This is a genomic window from Luteolibacter arcticus, from assembly GCF_025950235.1.
In the GTDB taxonomy this organism is placed as follows: Bacteria; Verrucomicrobiota; Verrucomicrobiia; order Verrucomicrobiales; family Akkermansiaceae; genus Haloferula; species Haloferula arctica.
In genome coordinates this window covers 799791-822562 of record NZ_JAPDDT010000002.1, presented here as the reverse complement: position 1 = coordinate 822562, position 22772 = coordinate 799791, and the positions used below count along the sequence as shown (strand labels likewise).

19 protein-coding genes and 1 tRNA gene are annotated in these 22772 nt (G+C 63.5%); 8 read left to right on the top strand and 12 right to left on the bottom strand.

All coding sequences use genetic code 11. The features are described 5' to 3' along the window. Window positions 1-18: 18 nt before the first annotated feature. The 11 genes from OKA05_RS08120 to OKA05_RS08070 form a co-directional block, all read right to left on the bottom strand. Entirely contained in the window at window positions 19-1209 is a 1191-nt protein-coding gene (locus tag OKA05_RS08120; RefSeq protein WP_264486624.1) for a S41 family peptidase, read from the bottom strand. A 4-nt stretch (window positions 1210-1213) separates the two neighbouring features. Then, window positions 1214-1813, bottom strand: a complete 600-nt coding sequence (locus OKA05_RS08115) for a hypothetical protein (RefSeq protein ID WP_264486623.1) — start codon at window positions 1811-1813, stop codon at window positions 1214-1216. Window positions 1814-1824: 11 nt separating this feature from the next. Continuing rightward, the gene (locus OKA05_RS08110) at window positions 1825-2043 is read right to left on the bottom strand and encodes a hypothetical protein (protein WP_264486622.1); all 219 of its coding nucleotides are present in this window, start codon (window positions 2041-2043) and stop codon (window positions 1825-1827) included. A 35-nt stretch (window positions 2044-2078) separates the two neighbouring features. Further along, window positions 2079-2723, bottom strand: coding sequence for a YMGG-like glycine zipper-containing protein (locus OKA05_RS08105; RefSeq protein WP_264486621.1), 645 nt, complete (start codon window positions 2721-2723; stop codon window positions 2079-2081). Window positions 2724-2852: 129 nt separating this feature from the next. Then, complete coding sequence (locus OKA05_RS08100; protein ID WP_264486620.1) at window positions 2853-6101, bottom strand: protein kinase domain-containing protein; 3249 nt, start codon at window positions 6099-6101, stop codon at window positions 2853-2855. 9 nt (window positions 6102-6110) lie between these two features. Then, window positions 6111-9002, bottom strand: coding sequence for an ATP-binding cassette domain-containing protein (locus tag OKA05_RS08095; protein ID WP_264486619.1), 2892 nt, complete (start codon window positions 9000-9002; stop codon window positions 6111-6113). Between the two features lie 9 nt (window positions 9003-9011). After that, complete coding sequence (locus OKA05_RS08090) at window positions 9012-9776, bottom strand: hypothetical protein (RefSeq protein WP_264486618.1); 765 nt, start codon at window positions 9774-9776, stop codon at window positions 9012-9014. A 103-nt stretch (window positions 9777-9879) separates the two neighbouring features. Beyond that, on the bottom strand, window positions 9880-10092 hold the full coding sequence (locus tag OKA05_RS08085; protein WP_264486617.1) for a hypothetical protein: 213 nt from the start codon (window positions 10090-10092) through the stop codon (window positions 9880-9882). A 70-nt stretch (window positions 10093-10162) separates the two neighbouring features. Continuing rightward, complete coding sequence (locus OKA05_RS08080) at window positions 10163-10702, bottom strand: hypothetical protein (RefSeq protein WP_264486616.1); 540 nt, start codon at window positions 10700-10702, stop codon at window positions 10163-10165. A gap of 53 nt (window positions 10703-10755) precedes the next feature. Further along, a complete protein-coding gene (locus OKA05_RS08075) occupies window positions 10756-11595 on the bottom strand; it encodes a hypothetical protein (RefSeq protein WP_264486615.1) in 840 nt (279 codons plus the stop codon). A 421-nt stretch (window positions 11596-12016) separates the two neighbouring features. Further along, window positions 12017-12102, bottom strand: a tRNA-Leu gene (locus OKA05_RS08070). Window positions 12103-12567: 465 nt separating this feature from the next. Here OKA05_RS08070 and OKA05_RS08065 point away from each other — a divergent pair. The 5 genes from OKA05_RS08065 to OKA05_RS08045 all read left to right on the top strand — a co-directional run bounded on the left by OKA05_RS08065 (window position 12568) and on the right by OKA05_RS08045 (window position 18837). Beyond that, complete coding sequence (locus OKA05_RS08065; protein WP_264486614.1) at window positions 12568-13050, top strand: hypothetical protein; 483 nt, start codon at window positions 12568-12570, stop codon at window positions 13048-13050. Window positions 13051-13176: 126 nt separating this feature from the next. Next, window positions 13177-14919 (top strand): cation:proton antiporter, encoded by a 1743-nt coding sequence (locus OKA05_RS08060; RefSeq protein ID WP_264486613.1) that lies wholly within the window; start codon window positions 13177-13179, stop codon window positions 14917-14919. A gap of 363 nt (window positions 14920-15282) precedes the next feature. Continuing rightward, window positions 15283-16743, top strand: a complete 1461-nt coding sequence (locus OKA05_RS08055) for a hypothetical protein (protein WP_264486612.1) — start codon at window positions 15283-15285, stop codon at window positions 16741-16743. Between the two features lie 42 nt (window positions 16744-16785). Next, window positions 16786-18153, top strand: coding sequence for a hypothetical protein (locus OKA05_RS08050; RefSeq protein ID WP_264486611.1), 1368 nt, complete (start codon window positions 16786-16788; stop codon window positions 18151-18153). Between the two features lie 18 nt (window positions 18154-18171). Beyond that, window positions 18172-18837 (top strand): DNA alkylation repair protein, encoded by a 666-nt coding sequence (locus OKA05_RS08045; RefSeq protein WP_264486610.1) that lies wholly within the window; start codon window positions 18172-18174, stop codon window positions 18835-18837. 9 nt (window positions 18838-18846) lie between these two features. Here OKA05_RS08045 and OKA05_RS08040 read toward each other — a convergent pair whose 3' ends face one another. Beyond that, the gene (locus OKA05_RS08040) at window positions 18847-19731 is read right to left on the bottom strand and encodes a LysR substrate-binding domain-containing protein (RefSeq protein ID WP_264486609.1); all 885 of its coding nucleotides are present in this window, start codon (window positions 19729-19731) and stop codon (window positions 18847-18849) included. A gap of 136 nt (window positions 19732-19867) precedes the next feature. Between OKA05_RS08040 and OKA05_RS08035 the strand changes: the two genes are divergently transcribed. The 3 genes from OKA05_RS08035 to OKA05_RS08025 all read left to right on the top strand — a co-directional run bounded on the left by OKA05_RS08035 (window position 19868) and on the right by OKA05_RS08025 (window position 22643). Continuing rightward, complete coding sequence (locus OKA05_RS08035) at window positions 19868-20665, top strand: DJ-1/PfpI family protein (protein WP_264486608.1); 798 nt, start codon at window positions 19868-19870, stop codon at window positions 20663-20665. A 184-nt stretch (window positions 20666-20849) separates the two neighbouring features. Further along, complete coding sequence (locus OKA05_RS08030; protein WP_264486607.1) at window positions 20850-21950, top strand: NADH:flavin oxidoreductase/NADH oxidase; 1101 nt, start codon at window positions 20850-20852, stop codon at window positions 21948-21950. A gap of 54 nt (window positions 21951-22004) precedes the next feature. Further along, complete coding sequence (locus tag OKA05_RS08025) at window positions 22005-22643, top strand: NAD(P)H-binding protein (RefSeq protein WP_264486606.1); 639 nt, start codon at window positions 22005-22007, stop codon at window positions 22641-22643. The last annotated feature ends 129 nt before the right edge of the window (window positions 22644-22772 follow it).

Here is a 22772-nt window from a genome sequence, read left to right as displayed (position 1 = left end):
GAACCAGCTTGCCTCCTTTCACTTCGCCCGGTGATCCGGCTCGACTCCGGCCTTGTCCCACGTGAAGCCGGAGGCGGTGGCGAGTTCAGCCTCCGTGAGCGTGAGCATCCCGCCACCCTCGGTGCCAGCCCGTGCCGTGCTGTGCGCTTTGCCGTAGCTGGGCCCGCCAAACACCATCACCTTCCCGGGCAATCCCTCCCGCAGGCTGGCGGCCAGGAATTCCGCGCCGCTGGCCGTCCGCCGGTCCAGGACGATGCGGATACTCTCGGGCGAGACCTCGACCCCATTGCCATCCTTGAGGGACTCCTTCCCCCCCCGCGAGACAAAGGTGCCGATCGGGGTCCCCTCGGGCAAAAACAACGACACCGCCAGCACCGCCTCGTCACGCAGTCCGCCGGGATTACCCCGCAGATCCAGCGTCAGCCGGTTGGCCTTGGCCGCGTGTTCGCGGAGCAACTCGCGCAACAGCTTCGCGGAACCACGGTCAAACTTGCGAATGCGAATGTTCAGTCCGAGCGGGCCGTCGCTGGCCACGACGGATGCCGGCTCGCGGTCGCGGGTGATCATCAACTCCTCGGTCTTGCCATGAGGTTGCCGCACCTTGACCCGCACCACACTGGCGGGCGGTCCGATGAACGCAAACTTCACCGCGACCAGTTCCTTGCGCTCCACCGCGATCCCATCCACCGCCAGAAGCTCCGCCCCCGGTAGCACGGCAGCCCGGTCGGCAGGCCCCTCCGCCAGTGGGAAGCAAAGCAGACGACCCGCCTTGTCATGCTCGATGGTCATTTGCACCGAACCCCCGGGGCCTTGACGGACCGCTTCCTGAAAACGTGCCATGTCGGCTGCGGTTTCGTAGCCGCCGTAGCGGTCGATCGCTGGCAGCATTGCAGCGAGCGCCAATTCCACGAGTTGGAAGGAATCGCGCTCCGGTTCCTTTTCCCGGATGGCCGCGATCAACGCTCCCAGGTCCGCGTAATCTTCTTTTTTCCAACTGCGGTACCTCGCCCCCAGACGGCCGATCAAGTGTTCGCGCGCGAGGGCGTCGAGCTCGGCATCGCCCAGTTGCGTCAGCGAAAGCTCCCGATATCTCAGGAGGAAGCTGCGCCAAAGTCCACTCGCCGCAGCATCCAGTTCGGCATGAGCCAGCGTTCCCGCCCCTACGAACATCACAACCGCGGCGAGGGTGACATGTCGGTGGCTTCTCATCGGATCAGCGCCCGCGGGCAAGCCCTCGGAATCGTTTGGCGTGCTCCTTGAACGAGCGGGTCAAGGCATCGGCTGCTTGCTGGTCGGCGGCGATACGTGAGTAGTTCCGCCCCCCGGGGGATGTCCGGCCGCGCAGGGCGAGCTCCATCGCGTCCGACACCTGTTTCATGTCCGCGGCCCATTGCCCGGCCTCGCGCTCACGCGACGCGGCCAGCGAGCGGACGAGCAGCCCGTCATTCGTCCCGCCGCTGGCCTCCGACCGGCTGTGACGCACGACAAGGTCACCGAACTCGCCTTGGAGTTGGCGGTTCCGCTGCTCGGCCCGGCGAATCGTCTTGTCGGAAGAACGAATCATCGAGGTGGCGATCTCCGGTGGCGGTCCCGAAGGAGGAGCTGCCGCGATGAGGTGCCCCGACCCGGTGCCCAACAAGGCGCCGATGTGAGCGCCCTCCCCTGCATTGCCGGAAAACGAGCCGATGGCGGCACCAATCACGGTGCCGCCCACCATGCCCCATGCGGGCGCCGATTCCCTGCCCGTCCCGCAGCTGGCAAGCACACAGGACGCACTGACGAGGAGGATCAGGCGGGGGATCAAGCGCTGCATGGACGGATGGACTACTCGCCGGACAAGCGGTCGATCTCGGCTTGCTTGCGGCGGGAGTCGGAACGAGTCCGGCTCGTTTGCCCTTCGACGTCATCCAACCGCTGCTGGCGGTCGGACAGACGCTGTTGGGCGGCCGGTTCGCTCCAGAAGATCCCGCCTGAATTCGGGTCACCGGTGCAAGAGGCGAGCAAGGGAATGACGGCCGCGATGGCCAACAATGAAGTTTTCATAACCGGAGTAAGTTGGAATGCAAAAGGCGAGCGGATCAGACGTCGATCTGCGATTCGAGGGCCGCATAGCGTTCGACCTTGTTGTCGATGCCGACCGCCTGGCTTTCGATTCCCTTGGTGCTGTTCTGGAGCAATTTCACCTTGCCGGGCGCCTCGGAGCCAGCCTCGCGAATCGCACCGCGCTGCAACTCGGCTTCCTTCTTGTAGCTGTCCCGTTGCTGGATGGCTTCCTTCTTCTCAGTGCGGATCTGGCCCTTGAGGGTTTTGAGCTTGGCCGTGTCATTGGCGGCGCGGGCAGCGCGGATGTCCCGCTGGAGGGCGGCCAGGCGACCATCAAGCTTCTTGTTATAAGCGGTGGCGTCACTGCGCTTCGACTCGGCATCCTTGATGCAATCATCCAGCCATTTCTCGGTGCTCGCATACTTGGCCTTCTTGTTGGCGATGTGAGAGCCGTAGGCAAAGCCACCGGCTCCCCCAAGCGCCGCCCCGGCGACCGCGCCGCGCTGACCGCCGATTGCATAGCCGAGCAATCCGCCGGCGACCGCTCCGATGGCGGTTCCTTGTCCCTGTGCCAGGCGGCCGTCCGCTGTCTGGGCGCAGCTATTGGTGAAGATGGCGAATACGGTGACGGCCGCGAATGGAAGGAGGCTCGATTGCCAGCGAGTGGATGGAGGATTCATGAGTGGGGAAGGGAGGAGTGTTAAAAGGTAAAACCACATCTGCAGTTTTCCTAACTAAGCTGTGCAGAACGAAGTTCCCGATGTCAACGCCCGACTGTCTCACCGGTGACCGCGCCCGCCTCGGGAACCTCACTCACAGACATTGTTAGTCGCAGTGATGGAGCTCCCTTCCTCAAAGTTCACGACCTTCTCCAGCGGCCCCGGAGTGATGGTATTATCCCGAATCTCGCCTTGGGTGCCACTGCCCGCGTGAATCGCCATGCCATTGCCATCGAACTTGCAGTCACGCACGTCCACCACCCCCCCGTCGAAGACGATGCCGAAGTCGGCATGTCGGGAAAACTCGGAGCTTGCGACGCGACACTCGGCCTTCCCGCCCTGGTTGAAAAACAGGCCGCCCCGCCCGTTGCCGTCGAAAACCGATCCGGAGATATTCAGGGACGTGGCACCCTCGGTGTCGATGCCGTCGGCCTTGTTCCGCTCGAACCGGCTGCCGGTCACGCTTGCCGAAGCCCCCAGTCCCGCGATCAATCCGTTGGTGTCGTTGTCGGAGATGACGCAGCCCTGGCCGAGCGTGACGGTGGTGCCGGCATCCTTGGCGAGGATTCCGTTCTGGCGGTTCGACGAGATCTCAACGCCCTGAAGGTCCGCTGTCGAGCCTGCCAAGACTTGGACTCCGTTGTGTGCGTTGCGTGTGATGGCCGTGCCCCCGGAAATCGAAACCTTGGAACCGGCATTGGAAATCCACACCCCGCCGGCGCCGTTTTCCTGGATGACGCCGGAGGTGATGGTGGCGGACGCTCCGCCGCTGACTCGCACGCCGAATGCCCGGTTCTTGGAAATGCGGCAGCCGGACAGCGTGCCGGTCGACTTGTCGGCTAGGCTCAGGCCGTCGCCTTGGCCGCCATCGAGGATGCACTGGTCAAGTTCGAGCCGGGCACCGGTGGCGGCGATGATCAGCGGCGAATTCGCGTTCGGATCACCCACCCCCTGCTGGTCCACATTCCGGAAAGTTAGACCATGCACAGACACCTCGATCCCTCCCTTCACGGTGAGCAGGGAGATGCGCTTGCCCTCGTCCTCCAAGGCGGCTCCGCCGGACGCCCGGATCTTGAGCGGCCGGGTAATGAGGAGAGCCTCCCGGTAGACGCCTCCCTTGATCTCGATGGTGCCGCCCTCCTGACAACGATTCACGGCCTCCGCCAAGGTGGCGGCATCGCCGGGCACACGAATCAGCGCGGCGTTTTGAGCGGAAGCCGGCGGCGGGGCATCCCCCGGGGAGGTCGTGGGGACGGGCGTGGGAGAGGGGTCAGTGGACTGGCTGGCGGAAGGCGTGGAACCCGGGAGTGGCAACGGCCGTGGCCGCCCGAGAAAGTACCAACCCCCGCCTCCGGCAATAGCCGCCACCAGCACGACCGCGGCCACGGCGAGTCCAAGGGGCCGTGATGACTTCGCCGGAACGGAGGCCGCCGCGGACGAGGAAACCGTGACGGGTGGCGGCGCGGACAAAGCGGCGGCGGAAAGAGCGGGAGGTGGTGGGAGGGGGGGGGCGGCATCCGCGGACGGCAGTGGCGGCATGACCGCGGCAGCACGAACTTCCGGTGGCGGTGGATGAACGGTAGTGCTAGCGGCATGCGAGTGACTCCCCGAGGCCGTGCGGCTGGAGAACACCGATGATGACCCTGGATGAAGGGAGACCGAAGATCGCAGCGAACTTCCCGGCAGCCGTTCGTCACTGCCCAAGCGCTGCACGATGTCCGAGCACGTCACTCCCACCTGGCCCGCGATTGCCTGGGAAAGAAAGCGGTTGGCCTTTTCGGAAAGCCGGGGAAGTGCCGCATAGGCGCGCACACTCATGAACGCGGCGGGAGGAACGGGCCGCCCGCCGAGAAAGTGAAAGATGCACGCGGCCAAGCGAGCAGGTAGCGAGGCGGCCGCGACGCCACCCATGGTCATGGTGCTCTCGACCGCTCCCTTTGACGCGCTGACCGGCAGTGGGGGCTCGATCGATACCACCGGGTCGGTGGTACCGGAGATCCGGAGCATCGCAGGGTGGAGTTCCAAGTTCTCCAAGCCATCTGCAGCGAGTCCGTCCAGACCCGCCGCCAAAGGGCGCAGCATTCCAAGGACCAGTTCCACCGAGGGCTCCGGATGAGCGCGGATCCAGGAAATGGCGTCGCCACCCTCGCCACGAGGCCATGCCAAGGCATGCCAGCCGGTGCCACGCTGGAGCAGGACATGGCCTAGCCCAAGGGCGGCCGCGTGGAGCTGAAGCCGTCCTCCTTGCAGGATCAAGCTGGTAAGCAGCGTCTCATCCGACGACTCGTACAAAGCCAGCTCCCAGCCGGCTTCCGGAGCATCCACTCGCGCGGCGACGGCACGGTATCCCCCGCCCCACGGCTGGAATGTCTCGAGCGGGCGCCAGAAGTCCTGCCACGTGCCTTCCAGGCGCTCGCCCCACGCCGCCTCCGGATCGGCGGCCGGCACCGCGAAGGCCCCTTCGTCTCCCCCGGTCCATGGCACCGGGCGGGTCTGCTGGTGAGCGAAGAGTTCCTCGATGGCGGACTGGACGACCCCGCCATCCGCCGGGCGGAGCGCAGGGTCGATCTCCAGCATCGCTTCCAGGAGAGTGCGCCATGCGGGATCGAGCGCGTGCAAGAGATGACCGTAGCCGGTCGAGGAGAGCCGCTCGGCGATGACCGCCTTGACGTCGCCTTCCGCGAGAAGCCGGCCCGTGAGCAAGTGCAGGAAGGTGGCACCGAGCGAAAACACGTCGGACGCGGGACAGGCCTCCCCGCGCAATTGCTCGGGAGCGGCATAGAGCGGCGTGCCGATCACGCGGTTCTCGGCGGAGGCCTCGTCGTCGGAGCGGGCCGCCAAACCGAAATCGATCAACTTCAGCGAGGCGCTGTCGTGATCATGGTCATGGGAGATCAGCAGGTTGGATGGCTTGATATCACGATGGAGCAGGCCTTTCCGGTGAGCATGGGTGAGCGCAGAGGCGGCCTCGCGCAGCCATTGCAAGGCTACCCCCGGCGGCAACGGCCCATGGCGGAGGAAGTGTTCGGCGAGGCTGCCCCCCTCGCACAAGTCCATGACATAGTAGAGGCGGCCCGCATCCTCGCCGAAGTCATGGATTCGCGCGATGTGGGGGTGGGAAAGCCCCGCTGCGGCGCGCGCTTCGGTGAGAAATGCCGCGGCCTCCAGCGTCGGATGGCTGCTGCGACGGCGCAGGAACTTGATCGCGGCGGCCGTTTGCAAATGGACGTGAACGGCGCGCACGGTGGTCCCACCCGCTCCAGATCCCAAGGTCGCCACAGCCCCTTGGGCGTCGGCGCAGATCTGGTGATTGCCGATTTTCTCTCCCGCTTGGACCATGGCGTGGTCTTATCCTCCAGTCTGTTTGATGACGAGTCCGGAAAGGGTGACCGTGGCGCACACCGCCACCCACGCCCCCAGGCAGCCCAGCGCCGCCCATGCCGGCTGGAGATTCCGGAAAACCGTGCCCTTGAGATAGCGCACGTCCTGGCGGGATTTCACCGAGTCGCGCGGGATGGTGGTGAAGGTGCCCGTCACCCGCACGCTCTCCTGCTTGTGCCGGCCACGATCATCCGGCACCACCAGCAGATTCTGCCAAGAGCGGTTGAAGGGCGAGATCCGGTCGTAGTCCTGGCTCAGTGGCTTGCCTGCGCGCTCCCACTCGATCGTTTCCTTGCTGCCGTCCGTGGTAAGGAAGACCGGCGTCTTGGTCCGGTTCGAGAGGAACGGCATCGCCCGCCCATAGACGTGGGAGACATCGATCAACCGTTGGCAGGCGAAGCTGGGAACGCCACGCGAGAAGGCCCGGGCCGAACCGCTCATCTCCGGATAGGGAATGACAAAGCCCCCGAACAGGATCTGAGGGATCAGCAGCAGCGGCACCCACATGACCGCCTGCGTCGCACTCCGCACCAATGTGGAAACGGTCAGCCCGAGAATCACCCCGATCAACCCTGCGGACAGAAGACCGCCCGCCCGCAACAATAAGGTGACGGTGAGCACCCGGTCGATCGGCAGCCCGGCAAAGGAAAGCAGCTTGCCGGCCGGGTCGCGTGCACGCTCACCATTTTCTAACAGAAGGTCCCGCGGCCCGCTCTCGGTGAGGTTCCCGCCGAGATGGAACCAGTCACCGATCGATGCCAGACGCTCCACGGTACCCGGCTTGGGCGGTGACGGGGGCGGCGGAGGGGCGGGTGCCGCCGGCGTCGTGGAAGACTGTGCGGACTGCTCTTCCACGAGTCCGAAGTCCTCGTCGCCCTTCGCGATGAAATCGTCGTCCGCCGCGGCCATAACCGGCTCCTCCTGCCCGGCAACTGCCGTGTAGCGCTCGTTCAACTGGCGTTCGAATTCCGGCCGGTTGAATTCCTCGGGATGCCAGTGGCGCGCCATGAGATGGGCGCACCCGAAGAGAAGAAGGGTCTGCAACGCGGTGAGCGCGCCGAGGAACAACAGCTTGCTCCCATAGTAAGTCGCCAGCCCCAATCCGCAGACGCGCTCGCGGCGGAAAATCATGATCTCACCGACAATCTGCTGCGCCGCATTGCTACAGCCGAACCACATCGAGGCGACGACCATCAGGAACATTCGCATCCCGATGTCATCGCTGGCCCAAGCGATGAGGATCGCAATGACCACGGCCTGTGCGAGGAGGAATGCGAGGTTCAGCGGATCCGCGACCACGATCTTCCACTGGCGCTTTAGCAGGGTGGCGAGGGCGCGAGGCGCCGGCACGCGGCGGTCATCCCGGACTCCCTTCCCACGCCCCCTGCGGGTCGCCGCCGCGGGTGGTGCCGCGGCCATCGCAGGCGGCGGGGCGAACGGTGAGGCGAGGTAGGCCTGCTCGCGCGCCTCGGCCGGTATCGAGCGATCCGCCAGGATCGAGTAGATCTTTTCCAGCGGAGCCTCCAATTGGCTGCCGGCTTGGCCACCGCCAAGAAAGTGAGTGCGGGCCTCGTCACTGTCGCCGGAGAAAACCAGCCGGCCATCCTGAATGAAAAGCAGGCGGTCGAAGAGATAGGCCTTCTGCAGCACGTGAGTGGTGCACACCACCGTGATCCCGCTGAGAGCGAGCTTCTGGAGCAGCACCATCAGGTTCTCCTCAGTGGCCGGATCCAGACCGGACGACGGCTCGTCCAGGAACAGCACGGAGGGATTTGACAGCAACTCGATGCCGATGCTGACCCGCTTCCGCTGCCCCCCGGAAAGCATGTACACGCGCTTGGCCCGGTGCTCTTCCAGGCCCAGTTGCCCGATGATGCGGTCGATCCGGGCTCGGATCTGGGCCACCGGCAGATTCAGGCGCAAGCGTCCGCTGAGCAGCAGGGCGTCATTCACCGTGAGTTCGCGATGGACGATGTCGTCCTGGGGAACGTATCCGACCCCGAGATCGCGGATGCTCGAGCGATCTTCCAGCAATTGCCGGCTGACGCGCACCGCTCCGCTGCTCGCCGGCACGATGCCGCACAAGGCATTGAGCAACGTGGATTTGCCTTGGCCGGAGCCACCGAGGATCCCAACGAACTCACCCGGGCGAACCCGCAAGGTCACTTCATTGAGGATCTTCCTGCCACCCGCCTCGCGCGTCAGGCGCTCGGCTTCGATCATGCCTGCGTCCGGATGATCCAGCCACCGCAACGCCTTGCCATCGAACTCGAAGGTGTAGTGGCCGATCTTGATCCGGTCGCCATAGACCAGTTCCGCCGTGGAGAATGACACGCCGTTGAGCGTGGTGCCGAAGCGGCTGACATCCCGGATGATATGCCCTCCCTGCTGCCGCTCGATGATGAAGTGCTTGGAGGAAATCGTCTGGTCATCCGCATCCAAGCCGACGAACCCGGCGGCTTCTCCGGCCGGGGCCTCACCTCGGCCGAAAACCAATGCGCCGCTCTTCGGCAGCGGAAGTATCGATGCCGCGCGGCCATTGAACACCGGCTCCGCGGAAATCAGCCGGATCCCGACTTGGAAGCCCAGGAAGGCGAGTTGATCCCCGTTTACCAAGGGGGCTGACGCCCGCTCTGCAAGGGGCTCGTCATTGAGCCGCACCGGCACTGGTGCCTCCAGCACATCCACCACCCACGTGGAAAGCGAAGGATCGAAACGGAGGCGGAGAATCGACGCCGCCACGCCGATGCGGAGGAACACTCCATCTTCGGGCCGCCCGCCCACGCTGACGGGCTCCTTGGGAAGAACCACCTCGGCATGCCCCCCCTGCGGATCGACCGCGATCAAGCGTGCTTCCATGGGCGGCGCTCAGTCTTCGAAATCGATGATCACATCCCGCGAGCTCGGCATCACTTTCTTGAGCTCGGGTGGCGGGGGGGATCCAGCTCCAGTCGCCGGGGGCTGGGCCGGAGCCTGCGCCTGCGGTGGAGGCTGGGCCGGAGGAGAAGCCTGCCGCGGTGCTGGCGATGCCGGGTCATTCCACTCGACTTGGACCGTCCGGTCGGCGTTGAGCACGTCGGTCGGAGCGGGGCGAGCTTGCGGCTGGGCGGGCGCGGTGGGCCGGGTCGCCGCTAGAGGAGCGGCAGCAGCACGGGAGGCCATGCTCGCGATGTCACTCTTGAACTGGTTTGCGATCTCGGGGGCCTTTGGAAAACGCCAATCGCCCTTGGCAGTAGCCACCAAGGGAACGGTAATTTCCGCGGTTTTTCCGCCGGCCAGCGTTACTTGGTAGGCGACTTTCGACCGTATCGGAGTTTCGGAATCGGGGCCTTCGACGGGAAAGACCGAGGTCCGTTCGAATTTCACGCCCGGCAGGCTCTCCGCGAGTGACTTCCCGAAATCGTCGACACCGGACAGGTAGCTCGATTTGGCAGCGTCAAGATCGGGAGCGGCGGTGGTCGCCTGCTCCTTTTTCTCGGCGGCTGCCAAGGCCTTGCGCGACTTCTCGATATCAATCGCCTTTTGGTCGAGTTCCGCCTGGAGCAATGCGACCCGCTCCTGCAGCCCCCCGTCCTGGTCGTCGCAGGCGACCAGAACGAAGGCGGCTGATGTGCCAGCCAAGAGCCGGTTCATCACTCGGAGTGTATCGAAGGCAGTCACGGGAAAAGGCAGCGGCGGGCACTCTCCGTCCCGGCCGCAAGCAAGAGTATACCGCGAACCGGGACCGGCGAAACCTTCAGTTCGAATAGGAACCGGGCTTCTCGACCGCGCGGAAGCTTTCCGCACTTTCGACGGGCTTCGGCGCCGGCTTCGGCCGCGACACCGGCTTCGGCTTGGCGGCGGGCTTGGGCGCCGGCTCGACCACCGTCATCGGATAGTGATTGTGAGTCTCGCAGGAAGTCACGAAGAGCGACACGGCGGCGGCACTGGCTAGGATCAGTGTTTTCATGGAGGTGGGGAAAAAAAATCGGGGAAGGAATCGGAAGCGTGAGGATTGGAACACCAGGATCTCAATGAGATCAGGGCCCCTCCCCTGGAGTCTCCTTGTTGGCGGCTGGAGACTCCGGCCCAGCCGAGGGGTCGGTCACCAGCGAATCGTCGGGACTGACCGGCGTATTCTGTTCGCGGGCAGCGCCGCGGCGACCGACGAGCACCGAATAGGCTCCCATCCCATCGGCGGAGCGCACGTGAAGGTAGACCTGGACGGTGCCGTTATAGGCGGAGCGGAATTTCACTCCGGCGCGGCGGGTCGGCCGTCGGTCGTCGAGAATCAGGTTTCCGACTTCGTCGTAGACGTAGATGTCGATGTCCTTGATGTGATCGTCGATGCCGGCGAGGAACACGTAGTCCAGCGCCTTGCTGACGGGGACGATGAAGCGGATGATCGTTCCGGATGCGCCCACGCCACTGGTATTGGTGGGGGCCATGGCGTAACCACGCTGCGTGTAGTGGACGGCCATGCCGTAAGCGTCTTCCTCGGCGGCCGAGGGATCGGCAAACGCCGGAAGGACTGAAACGGCAGCGACCGCCGCCATAACTTTGAAGCAATTCAGTTTCATGATTCTGGGGTGGGGAAATCGGTAGGATCCGTCTGATGTCGAGGGCGGAGGTCTCACTCCCCCAGCATGGTTTTCACACAGCTGGTGGAGAGGCTGGAGACCTCTTCCACCGCTTCCTTCTTGATCGCCTGGTCGATCTTCACATCGACGATCTTTCTCATCTTCGGGAGATCGGCGGCGATCTTCGCCACCGAGGGAGCCTTCTTGATCGCCTCCGGCAAGTCGGCCATTTTCTTCATGAGAGCATCGACCAACAACGGCTCGCGGAGAATGTTCGAGGAGGCGTCGCTGTAGTTGTCGATGATCAGACGCGAGGTGTAACGGCTGCCCTGAAGCCAACCACCGACCATCAGCAGCGTGCTACCGGGATCCTTCGGGTTCTGCTCGAGCTTCTGCATGATATCCTGCTGAAGGAATCCGAGTTCGCGGAAGACATCGAGCCACTTCCCTTCATTGGCCATCGACCGGGCCTTGCGCGCCCGTGCCAGATCTCCGTCGGGAACCTTCAGCTTCGCAGCCAGCTTCTCGATGTCTGACGCAGCCTTGCCAAGCATCTCGGCGTCCTTCGCCTGGACTGCCATGACACCATCGGCGATCCGGATTCCCAGCACCTGCGGGATCTGGACCTCCACATCGGTGAACTGGTCGGGATCGATATCGACAGCGATCGCAGTGAAGGTGCCGCTCCAATCGATCTCCTTGGTCTGCACTAGCAGCGTCAGGGCCAGGAACTTGTCCAGCGGGGTCGGCATCGCCAACCCCTTGTCGATGGCCTTCGTCGGATCGATCGCAGGATTGTCGGCGACCTTCGGCGGCGGGGTCTGGGCTTGGGAAACGCCGGCAAGCAATGCAACCAAGGCGATCCGAAAGCTGGTCGAAAGTTTAATACTCATCTAATCAGAAGCTATGGGGGTGGAAACGTGTGTGTCACAGAGAGCGATGATGCGAACTAACGGAAACGAAATCCGCTTTGTTCGATACTAGATCGGGGTTACGCCAGAGGCACACTGGCGTCGAGCAAAATCAGGGTCTTGAGATCAGTCGGGCGCGACCCGGACCTGACAGTCTCAGATTCGGCAGGTTCCGTGAATCACGAGCCGGATTGGTCCCAGCATGGATCGACCGGTAATTCCCTGCCACCTCCAACGCCAAGGTAAGCAGCCAGACGTTCCGAGGAACGCCGGGAACGGTTGGCGAGCGCCCGATCTCAGCGCGACCAATCTTCAACGCCTGAACATTGAGCCCATTTTGGCGACAGGAACTTCCCGCATTCCGAACCAAGTCTGCAGGACCGCAACTTTCCGGTCATGTAAGTGCCACCGGCCGGACTCGAACCGGCACGGGAGTTACCTCCCAACGGATTTTAAGTCCGCGGCGTCTACCGATTCCGCCACGGTGGCATTTTCACCTAACTTTCTCATTTTTAGCAGGTTTCGCCTCGGATTAGCTCCCCTCTTAGTTCCCCTGATTTCCCTCAAAAACTCATTTCCGCTCTATTTCGCGCCTCAGAATCGAGCCGGAGATTTTTCGAGGGAACCCTCGGAACGGCCGGAGCATGACCAGAGCCGGGCGCACGTCAACGAATTGAGATTCCGTCAGCGCGCCCCACCCCTGCCAACCTCTACTCACCCCTTCGTCCTGGAAACGAAACAGGGCACTTTCACCGACGCCAAGGAAGAGGGAACTATGCTCTCGAATCCCTTCTATCGGAGGGACGATCTCGAATCGAAACGCCATTCGGAACCTTCGAGTTCACCAAGGAAGCCTTTCAGACAGCATTCTCAAATGTTGCCGAATCGTCGGCCTACAGAGACGGCGGGACCTACCACTACCCCAAAGTTCCGCAACGAGCGCTAGCGTTTCTCATGAACTCCATCCCCGCATTCATCCCGGCAAGCCCCGCCCGTGTCGAAATCTCCTATCCATTGCCAGACGTGCTCGAAGGCTTACTTGATCCGACCGACTATCGAAAGTGGCTTCATGCGAAGGCCGTGGCGCACGTAAGGCGAGATTCGGAGCGATGGGGACGCAGGCTCAGCATTTCCACATACAAGCAGGCCATCCATCGCGCGGTCTGCGAACATGACGGAACCGATCCCTACACCGGCGAGCGGCTCCAATGGGAACTCTCCGGTACCTACGACAACACCCAATCAAAGGCGGGAGGTAGCACCTACAAGCGCGGCTTCCGGCTATTGCCTACCATCGATCACGAGAACAACGCGCCCGCGGAAGCCCCTCTCTTCAGAGTTCTCTCGTGGGAAACGAACGACGCAAAGAATGACATGAGCCCGGAGGCATTCATTGATCTCTGCAAGCGCGTCGCCAGCCGCGCTCAGCCCCTCTAGGAAGAGCGCCATGCAACTGCCCCGACAAACGGCACGGGCGTCGAGCCGGAATGCGGCGGAGTGCTGCATCCCGCGAACCAGTTCTTTCCTCCGCGGTGTGCATCGGGAATGCTGGATGGGACGCGCATGACTTTGCCTTGGACCGATTCCCTCCCTCTCGCCGCCGGTGGTTCCGGCGTGACGCCGTTCTTCGGCATGCTGGCGATGGTGCTGGTGCTGGCGGTCTTCGTCTCGCTGGCGCTGGTGAAGCTGCGCCAGAGCCTGCTGGTCGGCTATTTGCTCTGCGGCGTGTTGATTGCCAACAGCGGCGTGCTGGTGCTGGTCGGCATCGGCCCGGAGGATCCCATCATCGCAAATCTCGGCGAGCTGGGTGTGATCCTGTTGATGTTCACCCTCGGGCTGGAGTTCTCGCTCGCGGAGTTCCGCCATCTCTGGCGGTTCGCCCTTTTCGGCGGCGGGATTCAGGTGGCACTGACCGGTCTACTCGCCGGAGCGGTGTGCCGGTATGCAGGCCTGCCATGGCCGGAGACCATCGTGCTGGCGGTGGCCGTCGCCCTCAGCTCCACGGCGGTGGCGATGAAGTCCTTCCAGGAACTCGGCCAGCCAAACAACCCGGGAGCCCGCTTTTCGCTCGGCATCGCGCTCTTCCAGGACCTGCTGGTCATCCTCTTCATGCTGCTGCTCCCTGCCATCTACGGCAGGGATAGTGGATCGACGGTGGGACAGATCGCCTGGGCCATGGGAAAGGGCGTGCTGTTTCTCGGCGCCGCCATCCTGCTCGGCCGCTACGGCAATACGGCCCTCCTCCACGCCGTGGCGCGCACCCGCAGCCGCGAGCTTTTCACGCTGACCATCATCGGTACCTGCGCTGCGGTCGCCCTGGCAGGGGAGGCGCTGGAGCTCAGCCTGGCGCTCGGGGCCTTCGCCGCCGGCCTGGTGCTCAGCGAGTCGATCTACTCGCACCGCATCATGGTGGACATCCTGCCGTTCAAGGACCTCTTCCTCACGATCTTCTTCGTGTCGGTGGGGCTCATGATCGATCTCGGTGCCCTGGCCGACCAATGGATGTTCGTCCTGCTCGGGACCGTCGTCATCGTGGCCGTGAAAGGGGGCATCGTTTTCGCCGTGACCAAGGTCCTGAAGCTACCGCTGCGGCCCGCCATCCTGGCGACTGCCAGCTTGGCGAGCACGGGGGAATTCTCGCTGGTGCTGGTGAAAAAGGCAGGTGGCTTCCGCCTCTTCGATCCCGCCGTGGAGCAGCTCTTGCTAGCCTGCACCGCCGTGACCATGGCGCTCGTGCCGTCCCTGATGCGCGGCGCGGGTCCGTTCGGCCGCTGGCTTGAGAGCAAGGGCCTGAAATCCTCGGTGCGGCCCGCCCCCGACATGGCCCCGACCGCGGCGGTGCGGAAAATCGCCGATCACGCCATCATCTGCGGCTACGGCCCGGTCGGCCAGAGCCTGAATGAAGCGATGCGCCGCTGCGACATCCCCACGCTGGTGATGGAGCTGAATGCCGACACCGTCCGCGAACTCAAGACCGCCGGCCAGCCGGTGCTATTCGCCGACGCCGCGCATCCGGAAGCCCTCGATCTTGCCGGCATCGAGCGCGCCCGCTTCGTCGCCTTCACCTTTCCCGCCGTGTCCATCACCTTGGCGGCGCTGCCGCTGGTGCGGGAAAAGAATCCCGGCATCTTGATCTTCGCCCGCGCGAAGTTTCAAACGGAAGTGGAGCAGCTCCGCGATCACGACGTGCAGGTCATCCACGATGAGCGCGAGAGCTCCATCGCCATGATCGAGAACGCCATGGGAGCCTATCAGCGGGCGGACCTTTCGCACGATGACGTGCTGGCAATCGTCGACGGCAAGTAAGTGCCGTGCATCGATTTGCAGCGCTCATACCGGGGGCAAATCGCGCCCTTTTGTGGCGATTTTTCCACAAGGTTGGCCGCGACTTGGCACGCTCGCCGCTTATTCTAGCCTCACATAGGTTGTGGCGAACGGCTGGTTTCTTGGGTTTCACCTTCCAGTTTGTAGCAACCGATCAGAACGCGGCCGGCACGGGGTTTCTTGGGTTTACCCCCGTGCCGGCCGTGAAGTTCTATAGGTGGGGCGGTTTGTTCCCTCCCGAAAGATTTCGCCGGGCAACTTGCAGTCTGGAGTTCTCTAGTGCAGATTGCCGGTTGCTTCTTCGGGGGATTTAAAATGACCGGCGATTTCACACGGCGGGGATTCATGGCGACGGGTGCGCTCGGCGGCCTCGGCTTTCTCGCGGGACTGCCGCCGGTTTCGGCACAGGACGCGAAACTCGATCCGTCCATCGTCCGCTTCCGTCCCGAGATCGAGCCGCTGGTCAGGTTGTTAGAAGAGACTCCACGCGAGCGACTTCTGGAAGAGGTCGGTGCGAAAATCCGCGGTGGCACGACCCATCGCGAGATCGTCGCCGCGCTGCTGCTCGCTGGCATCCGCAATATTCAGCCGCGGCCGGTCGGTTTCAAATTCCACGCCGTGCTGGTGGTGAATTCCGCCCACCTCGCCAGCCTGAATGCCCCGGACTCCGACCGCTGGCTGCCGGTCTTCTGGGCGCTCGACCAATTCAAGTCGTCACAGGCCCGCGACAAGCAGGCCGGCGACTGGACCATGGAAAGCGTCTACGAGCCGGCCGTGCCCTCGGCCGACCGTGCGGCCGCGGCATTCTCGATGGGCATGGACGCTTGGGACACCGGCTGCGCCGATACCGCCGCAGCCGCCCTCGCCCGTGGCGGCGACACCCAGGCCGCCTTCGACCTTTTTTGCCGCTACGGCGCTCGCGACTACCGCGACATCGGCCACAAGGCGATCTACGTCGCCAATTCCTGGCGGCTGCTGCACGTGATCGGCTGGCAGCACGCCGAGGCGGTCTTGCGTTCGCTATCCTACGCCCTGCTCGCCCACGATGGCGTGAACCCCGCCGAGCGCGATGCCCTCGCCGACCGGCCGGGCCGAAAAAACCAGGAACGCCTCCGGGAACTGCGCGCCACATGGAACGGCGGCGAAAACCGTCCCGAAGCCGCCGCCGACATGCTCGCGGCGCTGCGCACCGGCACGTGGGACGAGGCCGCCGCGAAAGTCGTCGCGCTCATCAATGCCGGCAGCAGCCCGCAGCCGGTATGGGATGCGATGTTCCAAGCCGCCGCCGAATTGCTGATGCGCAAGCCCGGGATCGTGGCCCTGCATGCCTGCACCACCACCAATGCGCTTCACTACGCCTTCCACCACGCGGCAAGCGACGAGACACGACGCTTCCTGATGCTCCAGAATGCGTCTTTCCTCCCGCTCTTCCGCGACGACGCGGGAGTCACGGACGGCGTGCAGATCGACACCTTCGAGCCAGTGCCCGATGGCAAACCCGGCCCCGAGGCGGTGGAAGAGATCTTCTCCGGCTTGGCAAGCGATCGCCTGATGGCGGCGCGGCGCACGCTCGCCTACCTCGACGCCGGCGGCGATCCGAAGACCTTCGTCGATGCCGCGCAGCGGCTGATCTACCTGAAGGGCACGGACTCGCACGACTACAAGTTCAGCAGCGCCATCATTGAGGACTGGCACGCGCTGTCGCCCGCGTTCCGCAATCGCTTCCTCGCCGCCAGCGTGCACTGGCTGAAAGGCTCGTCAGCGCCTGATTCCACGCTGGTGGCGAGGACCCGCGCGGCGTTGTAGCGACCCGCGCCCCGCCCTTCACCGCTTTTTCACGCACGCCTCATGGCAAGTCCGCTCACCAGCGGCTCTCTCGTCGTGCGAATGAAGAAGCTGATCCTGCGAACTCTCGGCATCCTGATCCTGATTCCCACGCTGGCCTTCGTGGTGTTCCCGTTCGCGAAGACGACGTGGTATCTGGTGACCGACCGCGGCCTCCGGTCGGCCGCGCCTTCCACCTACGCCTTCAATCTCCACGCGTCCCTGTCCCGCCGCCTGCCCGGCTATGTGGACCGGCGCATCGCTTCAGGGGTGGCGGAAACGCTGCGCACCAACCAGATCACCGCGACCGAGTCGCCGGTCTATGGCGCATTCTTCTACCTGCTCGCCACGGAGAACCTGCAAGCGCAGTGGGAGGCAGACCCATCGCTGGCGAAGCGCCCACCGAAGGAATCCGGCCACGATGCGATCGAGGCCTGCGCGCGCATCATCCTCGATCCCGGTCACGCGCATTGGGTGAAGAAATACTGGGGCGAGGACTACCTCGATGACCCGAACTGCTTCTACCGCATGCTCGTCATCGGCTCGCTCGCGGCGCATCACCATCTAACAGGGAGAGCGGAGCACCTGCCATTCCTGCAACAGCTCACCGACGACCTCGCCGCGGACATCGATGCCTCGCCGTATGGCTTGGTCGATGATTACCCGGACCAATGCTTTCCCTGCGATGTGGTCGCGGGCATCGCGATGATCCGGCGGGCGGATCCGACGCGCGAGGCCTGGGCCAGAAAGGCCTTTCAGAGAGTGATGGCGAACTTCAAGGGAGACCTGCCGCCCTACATGGCGATCGCGAAAGAGGGCGAACCGTGGGGTCCCTCTCGCGGCTGCACCAATGGCTTCTTCTTCTCCTACGCCCGTGATCTCGATCCGGGAGCGGCCGATGCGCTCTATCAGAAGCTGGTGACGGATTTCTGGCAGGTCGGCCGCCTCGCCGCCGGTTGGCGCGAATTTCCGCGCGGCTCGAAGCATCCCGAACTCTATTTCGATGCCGACTCCGGCCCGGTGCTGTGGGGCTTTGGCACCGGTGCCACCGGGCTCGGCATCGGGTCCACCCGGCTGCATGGCGACCATGAGAAGGCAGGCATGCTCGGTGCGGAAATGATCGCTGGCAGTATTCCGCTGCCGGATGGCTCGCTGCTGCTTCCGCGGATGGTTTCCGATATCGAGCACGCGCCTCATTTCGCGGAAACCGTGATCCTTCATCAGCTCTCCTTGAGCGGCGGAGGCGAGCCCGCAAAGCGCGGTCCACTTACCGGCGCGGTCTGGTTGATCCTCGGATTCGAATTCGTCTTCGCGGTGCTGCTGCTGCGCTTGGTGAGATGGTTGCTGAAGCGCCCGCGACGCAAAATCGATTGCCCTCCGCTGCCCGCTTGAACTAGCTGTGGGACCATCATGAAGCTCGACGAGGTGATGGCGGAACTCAAGGCCGCGGGCAACGAGAAGGTGAAGAAACTGGATGTCCGTGACGGTGCCGGCGACAACCAGTACGGCGTCAAATCCGGCGACATCCGCGTGCTGGCGAAGAAGCTCAAGGGGCAGCCGGAGCATGCCACCGAACTTTGGAACACCGGCAACGCGGACGCGATGCTCCTGGCGGTACTGCTGATGAACCCCAAGCAGATCACCCCTGCCGAGCTGGAAAAGTTGGTGCGCTCGGTGACCTTCACCCATCTCGCCGACTGGCTCGATTCCTACGTGGTCAAAGTCCACCCGCAGAAAGAATCCCTGCGCGAGGAGTGGATGAAGTCCAGCCACCCGATGACCCTCCGCGCCGGCTGGAGCCTGACCGCCCGCCGCGTGGAGAAGGAGCCCGAAGGCCTCGACCTGACTTCGCTGTTAGATCGCATCGAGGCCGAGATGGGAGGAGCACAGCCCGCGGTGCAGTGGACGATGAACTACTGCCTCGCCCAGATCGGCATCCACTTCCCGGAACATCGGAAGCGCGCGCTCGCGATCGGCGAAAAGCTGGGAGTCTTCCGCGACTATCCCACTTCGAAGGGCTGCACCTCTCCCTTCGCCCCGATCTGGATCAACGAGATGGTCCGGAGGCAAGGCTGAGGATTTCCATCACCGCTGCTGCCGGACGAGCTGCACGAATTTGAGCAGCGCCTGGTTGGTGCTGCGAGGCACCCACGCGAGTTTGTACTGATACTTGGGCAATCGTCCTTTCAACGCCACAAAGCAGACGCCGGGTGTGGCCAACGCAGCGATCCTGGAGGGAAAGAGGGACACCCCGAATCCCGCGGCCACGTAATTCAAGACAGTCGCCGCCCGGTCCGTTTCACGGGCGATGCGTGGCTCGAAGCCGGCCTCCTCACACAGCTTGACGAGCCACGGATTGAACACCGGCGCATTGGCTTGGGCAGTGAGGTAGAACGCTTCGTTCTTCAGGTCAGCCAAGCGGATGGCAGACTGTTTCGCCAGCGGATGATTGGAAGGGATGGCAGCCATCAAGGCATCTTCGGCAACGACCACGGTCTCCAATCCGGGCTCGGAAGAATCCACCGCGAAACCAATGAAGCCGCAGTCCAGATGTCCGGAAAGAATCCTCTCGCGCTGTGGCGTGGGTCCCAGTTCGCTGAGGACCAGGTCCACGGACGGGTAGAGCGCCCGGTAGGTTTGCAGCAGGCGTGGCAGCAGCGACTGGCTCAGCGTGCCGATGAAGCCGATGCGCAGCGTGCCCGTCTCACCACGGGCCCGGCGTTGCGCTTCGGTCACGGCATCCCGCGTGTCGTCGAGGATCAGGCGAACGCGAGCAAGGAAGAGTCCTCCGGCCTCGGTCAAGGCCACGCCGTGCGTGTTCCGATCTAACAGCCGGACCTCCATCTCCGATTCCAAGTCCGCGATGGTGCGGCTGAGCGCCGACTGGGCGACATGGAGCCGGTTCGCGGCACGACTGAAATTAAGTTCCTCGGCGACGACTTGGAAGGTGCGGAGATGGCGGAGTTCCACGGCTTCACGTTATCTAATATTCCGCTTACCGTGATTCAATCATTCAATTTCCGCGATAACCGGATCGATGGCAGTCTGTTGCCGTGATGAATCCACAACGGGTTCACGCAGGAAAACCACCAACTCCAACCAAACCATGAAAACCGTGAATCCGATCCTCGCCGCCAGTGCTCTCAGCCTGCTCTCCACTCTCAGCACCACCGCCCAAAACAACAGCGCGCGGGAACTCGACATCATCAACCAGCTCTCCACCCAGACCGCGGTTTCCGCGCTGCCGGTGACCGGCTTCCTCAATGCACCCGGAAATGAGAAGCTGAAGGAGTTCTTCCTCACCCCGGTGAAGGACGCCACTGCCCTGAAAGGCAAACGCATCGCCGTCCTGGTCGCGGACGGCTTCGAGGAAATCGAGCTGACCGGGCCGGTCTGGTATTTCCGGGCGCTCGGCGCGCAGGTCGATATCGTGGCGCCGAAGTTCGTGCCGCCTCCGGCACAGTATGGGCTCAGCGTGCCGGAAATGGCGAAGACCCACGTGATGGCCATCCAGTATCTCAATCCCGTGGGCTGGATCAAAGTGGACCGCCGGGCCGATGAGATCAAGGTGGACGAATACGATGCCGCCTTCATCCCCGGCGGTGCCTGGAACCCGGACAACCTGCGCCATGACAAGGAAGTGATCCGCTTCCTCAAGAACTTCAACCAGTCCGGCAAACTGATCGCCGCCATCTGCCATGGACCGCTCGTGCTGGCCTCGGCCGACCTGCTGAAAGGCAAGAAGCTCACCGGCTACTGGAACATCCAGAGCGACCTCACGAATGCCGGCGGCACCGTGCTGGAGGAGCCCGTCGTCGTCGATGGCAACATCGTTACCAGCAGGCATCCCATCGACGTGGCCGTTTTCTCCATCGCGGTGAAGGACCAGTTGCTCGCCCGCTGACCTCAGATGCAACGCTTGAACCCCAACCGAACCAAACCGATGACACTCATGCTCATCCTGTTCCTCAAATTCGCTCTCCGCAATCGCGCCGCAGCCCCGCCGGCCCCATGCTTCAACCATGGATGAAGAAGCGACTTCGTGAACAGCAAGCTCCGCTAGAATACCCCACAACCGATCAACTCTCATGACGCCCAAACTCTTCACTCCGCTTCCCCTCAAGGGCATCACCCTGCGCAACCGCATCGCCGTCTCGCCGATGTGCCAATATCAGGCGCTCGATGGCCTTCCCACCGATTGGCACCCCACCCACTACGAGTCGCTCGCCCGTGGCGGTGCCGGACTGGTAGTGGTCGAGGCCACAGGAGTCAGCCCCGAAGGACGCATCACCCCGGCGTGCCTCGGCCTCTGGAGCGACGAGCACGCGGCGGCCTTGAAGCCGATCGTGGAAGGCATCCGCTCCGGCGGCGCAATCGCCGGCATCCAGATCGGCCACGCCGGCCGCAAGGCCTCGGCCAATCTGCCGTGGGAGGGCGACGACCACATTCCGGCGGGCGATCCCCGCAGTTGGGAAACCATTGCACCCAGTGCGGTGGCCTACGGCGAGGGCCTTCCACGCGTTCCGCGGGAGATGACGAAGGCGGACATCGCCCGGGTGAGGGAAGACTTTGTCTCCGCTGCAAAACGGGCGCGCGACACTGGCTTCGAGTTCCTCCTGCTGCACTTCGCCCACGGCTATCTGGCGCAGAATTTTCTCTCGCCATGGTCGAACCACCGCACCGACGAATACGGCGGCAGCGCCGAAAACCGGGCGCGCTTCATGCTGGAAACGCTCGAAGCCGTGCGCTCGGTCTGGCCCGATCACCTGCCACTGGCCGCGCGCCTCGGCGTGATCGAGTTCGACGAGCGCAACGAGGAGACCCTCGCGGAATCGATCGCCCTGGCCAAACGCTTTGCAGAACTCGGCCTGGACTTCCTCGACGTCAGCATGAGCTTCTCGACCCCCACCGCGAAGATCCCGTGGGGTCCGGGGCAGCTCCGGGAAATCTCCAAACGCTTCCTGAATGAAACCGGCCTGCCTGGCTCCACCTCCTGGAACATCAACACCCCGGCACTCGCCGAGGAAATGCTTCAGGAAGGAGCCGCCGACCTCGTGATGCTCGGCCGACCGCTGCTGGCCAATCCGCACTGGCCCTTGGCGGCTGCCCGCGAGCTGGGTCTCCCCAACCCCTCCTCGGTCCTGCCGCCTTCCTATGCCCACTGGCTTTCCCGCTACCACTTCGCCTGAGGCATCCCTTGAATCGCTCCAAGCGGCATTTCTTCTCTCCACACCAATTCCCCAATGAAAGCGTTGATCATCGGTGCCACCGGAGCCACGGGCAAAGATCTCGTGAGGATTCTGTTAGAGGATCCGAGCTACACGGAGGTGGTGGCGTTTGTGCGTCGCTCAAGCGGATTGGTACACCCCTTGTATTCCGAAGTCGTCACTGACTTCGAGAAGCTCGAGGAGGTCTCGGATTTCATCCGCGGGGACGTCTGGTTTACATGCCTTGGCACAACGCTGAAGGCGGCTGGCTCGAAGGAAAAACAGTGGCACATCGACCATGACATCCCCGCGAAATTCGCCGAACTCGCGAAGCGAAATGGAGTCCGCCGGGCAGTGGTGTTGTCTGCCTATGGCGCATCCACCACGAGCAAGGTCTTTTACTCCAAGATGAAGGGCTCGCTTGATGAGCACATCGCCAACCTGAGCTTCGACCAATGCCTGATTTTCAGGCCGGGCTTTCTGCTTCGGAAGGATAGTGATCGGCCCAGCGAGAGAATGATGGCCCAGGCCTTGAAGGTTGTGAATGGTCTCGGCTTGTTCCGGAAATTCCGGCCAATGCCGACCTCAACCCTTGCCGAGAAGCTGGCCAAAGCGCCCAAGGCATTCCCAGACGGAAAGCACGTGATCGAACTGGATGAGATCTTCAGGGTCTAGGGCGCTCCGCTCTGGAACGTGGCCCTCCAAGCCGAGTTCGGACGAAGAAATTGAACCGCGAAATAACGCGAAAGAGCGCGAAATCTAAAGGCGGGAGAAGATCCCCATTCTAACAGATTTCGCGTATTT

What these genes read in the sequence shown, in the direction of transcription:
- OKA05_RS08120 (WP_264486624.1), bottom strand. Translation starts at nt 1,209, where the DNA reads ATGAGAAGCCACCGACATGTCACCCTCGCCGCGGTTGTGATGTTCGTA.
- OKA05_RS08115 (WP_264486623.1), bottom strand. Translation starts at nt 1,813, where the DNA reads ATGCAGCGCTTGATCCCCCGCCTGATCCTCCTCGTCAGTGCGTCCTGT.
- OKA05_RS08110 (WP_264486622.1), bottom strand. Translation starts at nt 2,043, where the DNA reads ATGAAAACTTCATTGTTGGCCATCGCGGCCGTCATTCCCTTGCTCGCC.
- OKA05_RS08105 (WP_264486621.1), bottom strand. Translation starts at nt 2,723, where the DNA reads ATGAATCCTCCATCCACTCGCTGGCAATCGAGCCTCCTTCCATTCGCG.
- OKA05_RS08100 (WP_264486620.1), bottom strand. Translation starts at nt 6,101, where the DNA reads ATGGTCCAAGCGGGAGAGAAAATCGGCAATCACCAGATCTGCGCCGAC.
- OKA05_RS08095 (WP_264486619.1), bottom strand. Translation starts at nt 9,002, where the DNA reads ATGGAAGCACGCTTGATCGCGGTCGATCCGCAGGGGGGGCATGCCGAG.
- OKA05_RS08090 (WP_264486618.1), bottom strand. Translation starts at nt 9,776, where the DNA reads ATGAACCGGCTCTTGGCTGGCACATCAGCCGCCTTCGTTCTGGTCGCC.
- OKA05_RS08085 (WP_264486617.1), bottom strand. Translation starts at nt 10,092, where the DNA reads ATGAAAACACTGATCCTAGCCAGTGCCGCCGCCGTGTCGCTCTTCGTG.
- OKA05_RS08080 (WP_264486616.1), bottom strand. Translation starts at nt 10,702, where the DNA reads ATGAAACTGAATTGCTTCAAAGTTATGGCGGCGGTCGCTGCCGTTTCA.
- OKA05_RS08075 (WP_264486615.1), bottom strand. Translation starts at nt 11,595, where the DNA reads ATGAGTATTAAACTTTCGACCAGCTTTCGGATCGCCTTGGTTGCATTG.
- OKA05_RS08065 (WP_264486614.1), top strand. Translation starts at nt 12,568, where the DNA reads ATGAACTCCATCCCCGCATTCATCCCGGCAAGCCCCGCCCGTGTCGAA.
- OKA05_RS08060 (WP_264486613.1), top strand. Translation starts at nt 13,177, where the DNA reads ATGACTTTGCCTTGGACCGATTCCCTCCCTCTCGCCGCCGGTGGTTCC.
- OKA05_RS08055 (WP_264486612.1), top strand. Translation starts at nt 15,283, where the DNA reads ATGGCGACGGGTGCGCTCGGCGGCCTCGGCTTTCTCGCGGGACTGCCG.
- OKA05_RS08050 (WP_264486611.1), top strand. Translation starts at nt 16,786, where the DNA reads ATGGCAAGTCCGCTCACCAGCGGCTCTCTCGTCGTGCGAATGAAGAAG.
- OKA05_RS08045 (WP_264486610.1), top strand. Translation starts at nt 18,172, where the DNA reads ATGAAGCTCGACGAGGTGATGGCGGAACTCAAGGCCGCGGGCAACGAG.
- OKA05_RS08035 (WP_264486608.1), top strand. Translation starts at nt 19,868, where the DNA reads ATGAAAACCGTGAATCCGATCCTCGCCGCCAGTGCTCTCAGCCTGCTC.
- OKA05_RS08030 (WP_264486607.1), top strand. Translation starts at nt 20,850, where the DNA reads ATGACGCCCAAACTCTTCACTCCGCTTCCCCTCAAGGGCATCACCCTG.
- OKA05_RS08025 (WP_264486606.1), top strand. Translation starts at nt 22,005, where the DNA reads ATGAAAGCGTTGATCATCGGTGCCACCGGAGCCACGGGCAAAGATCTC.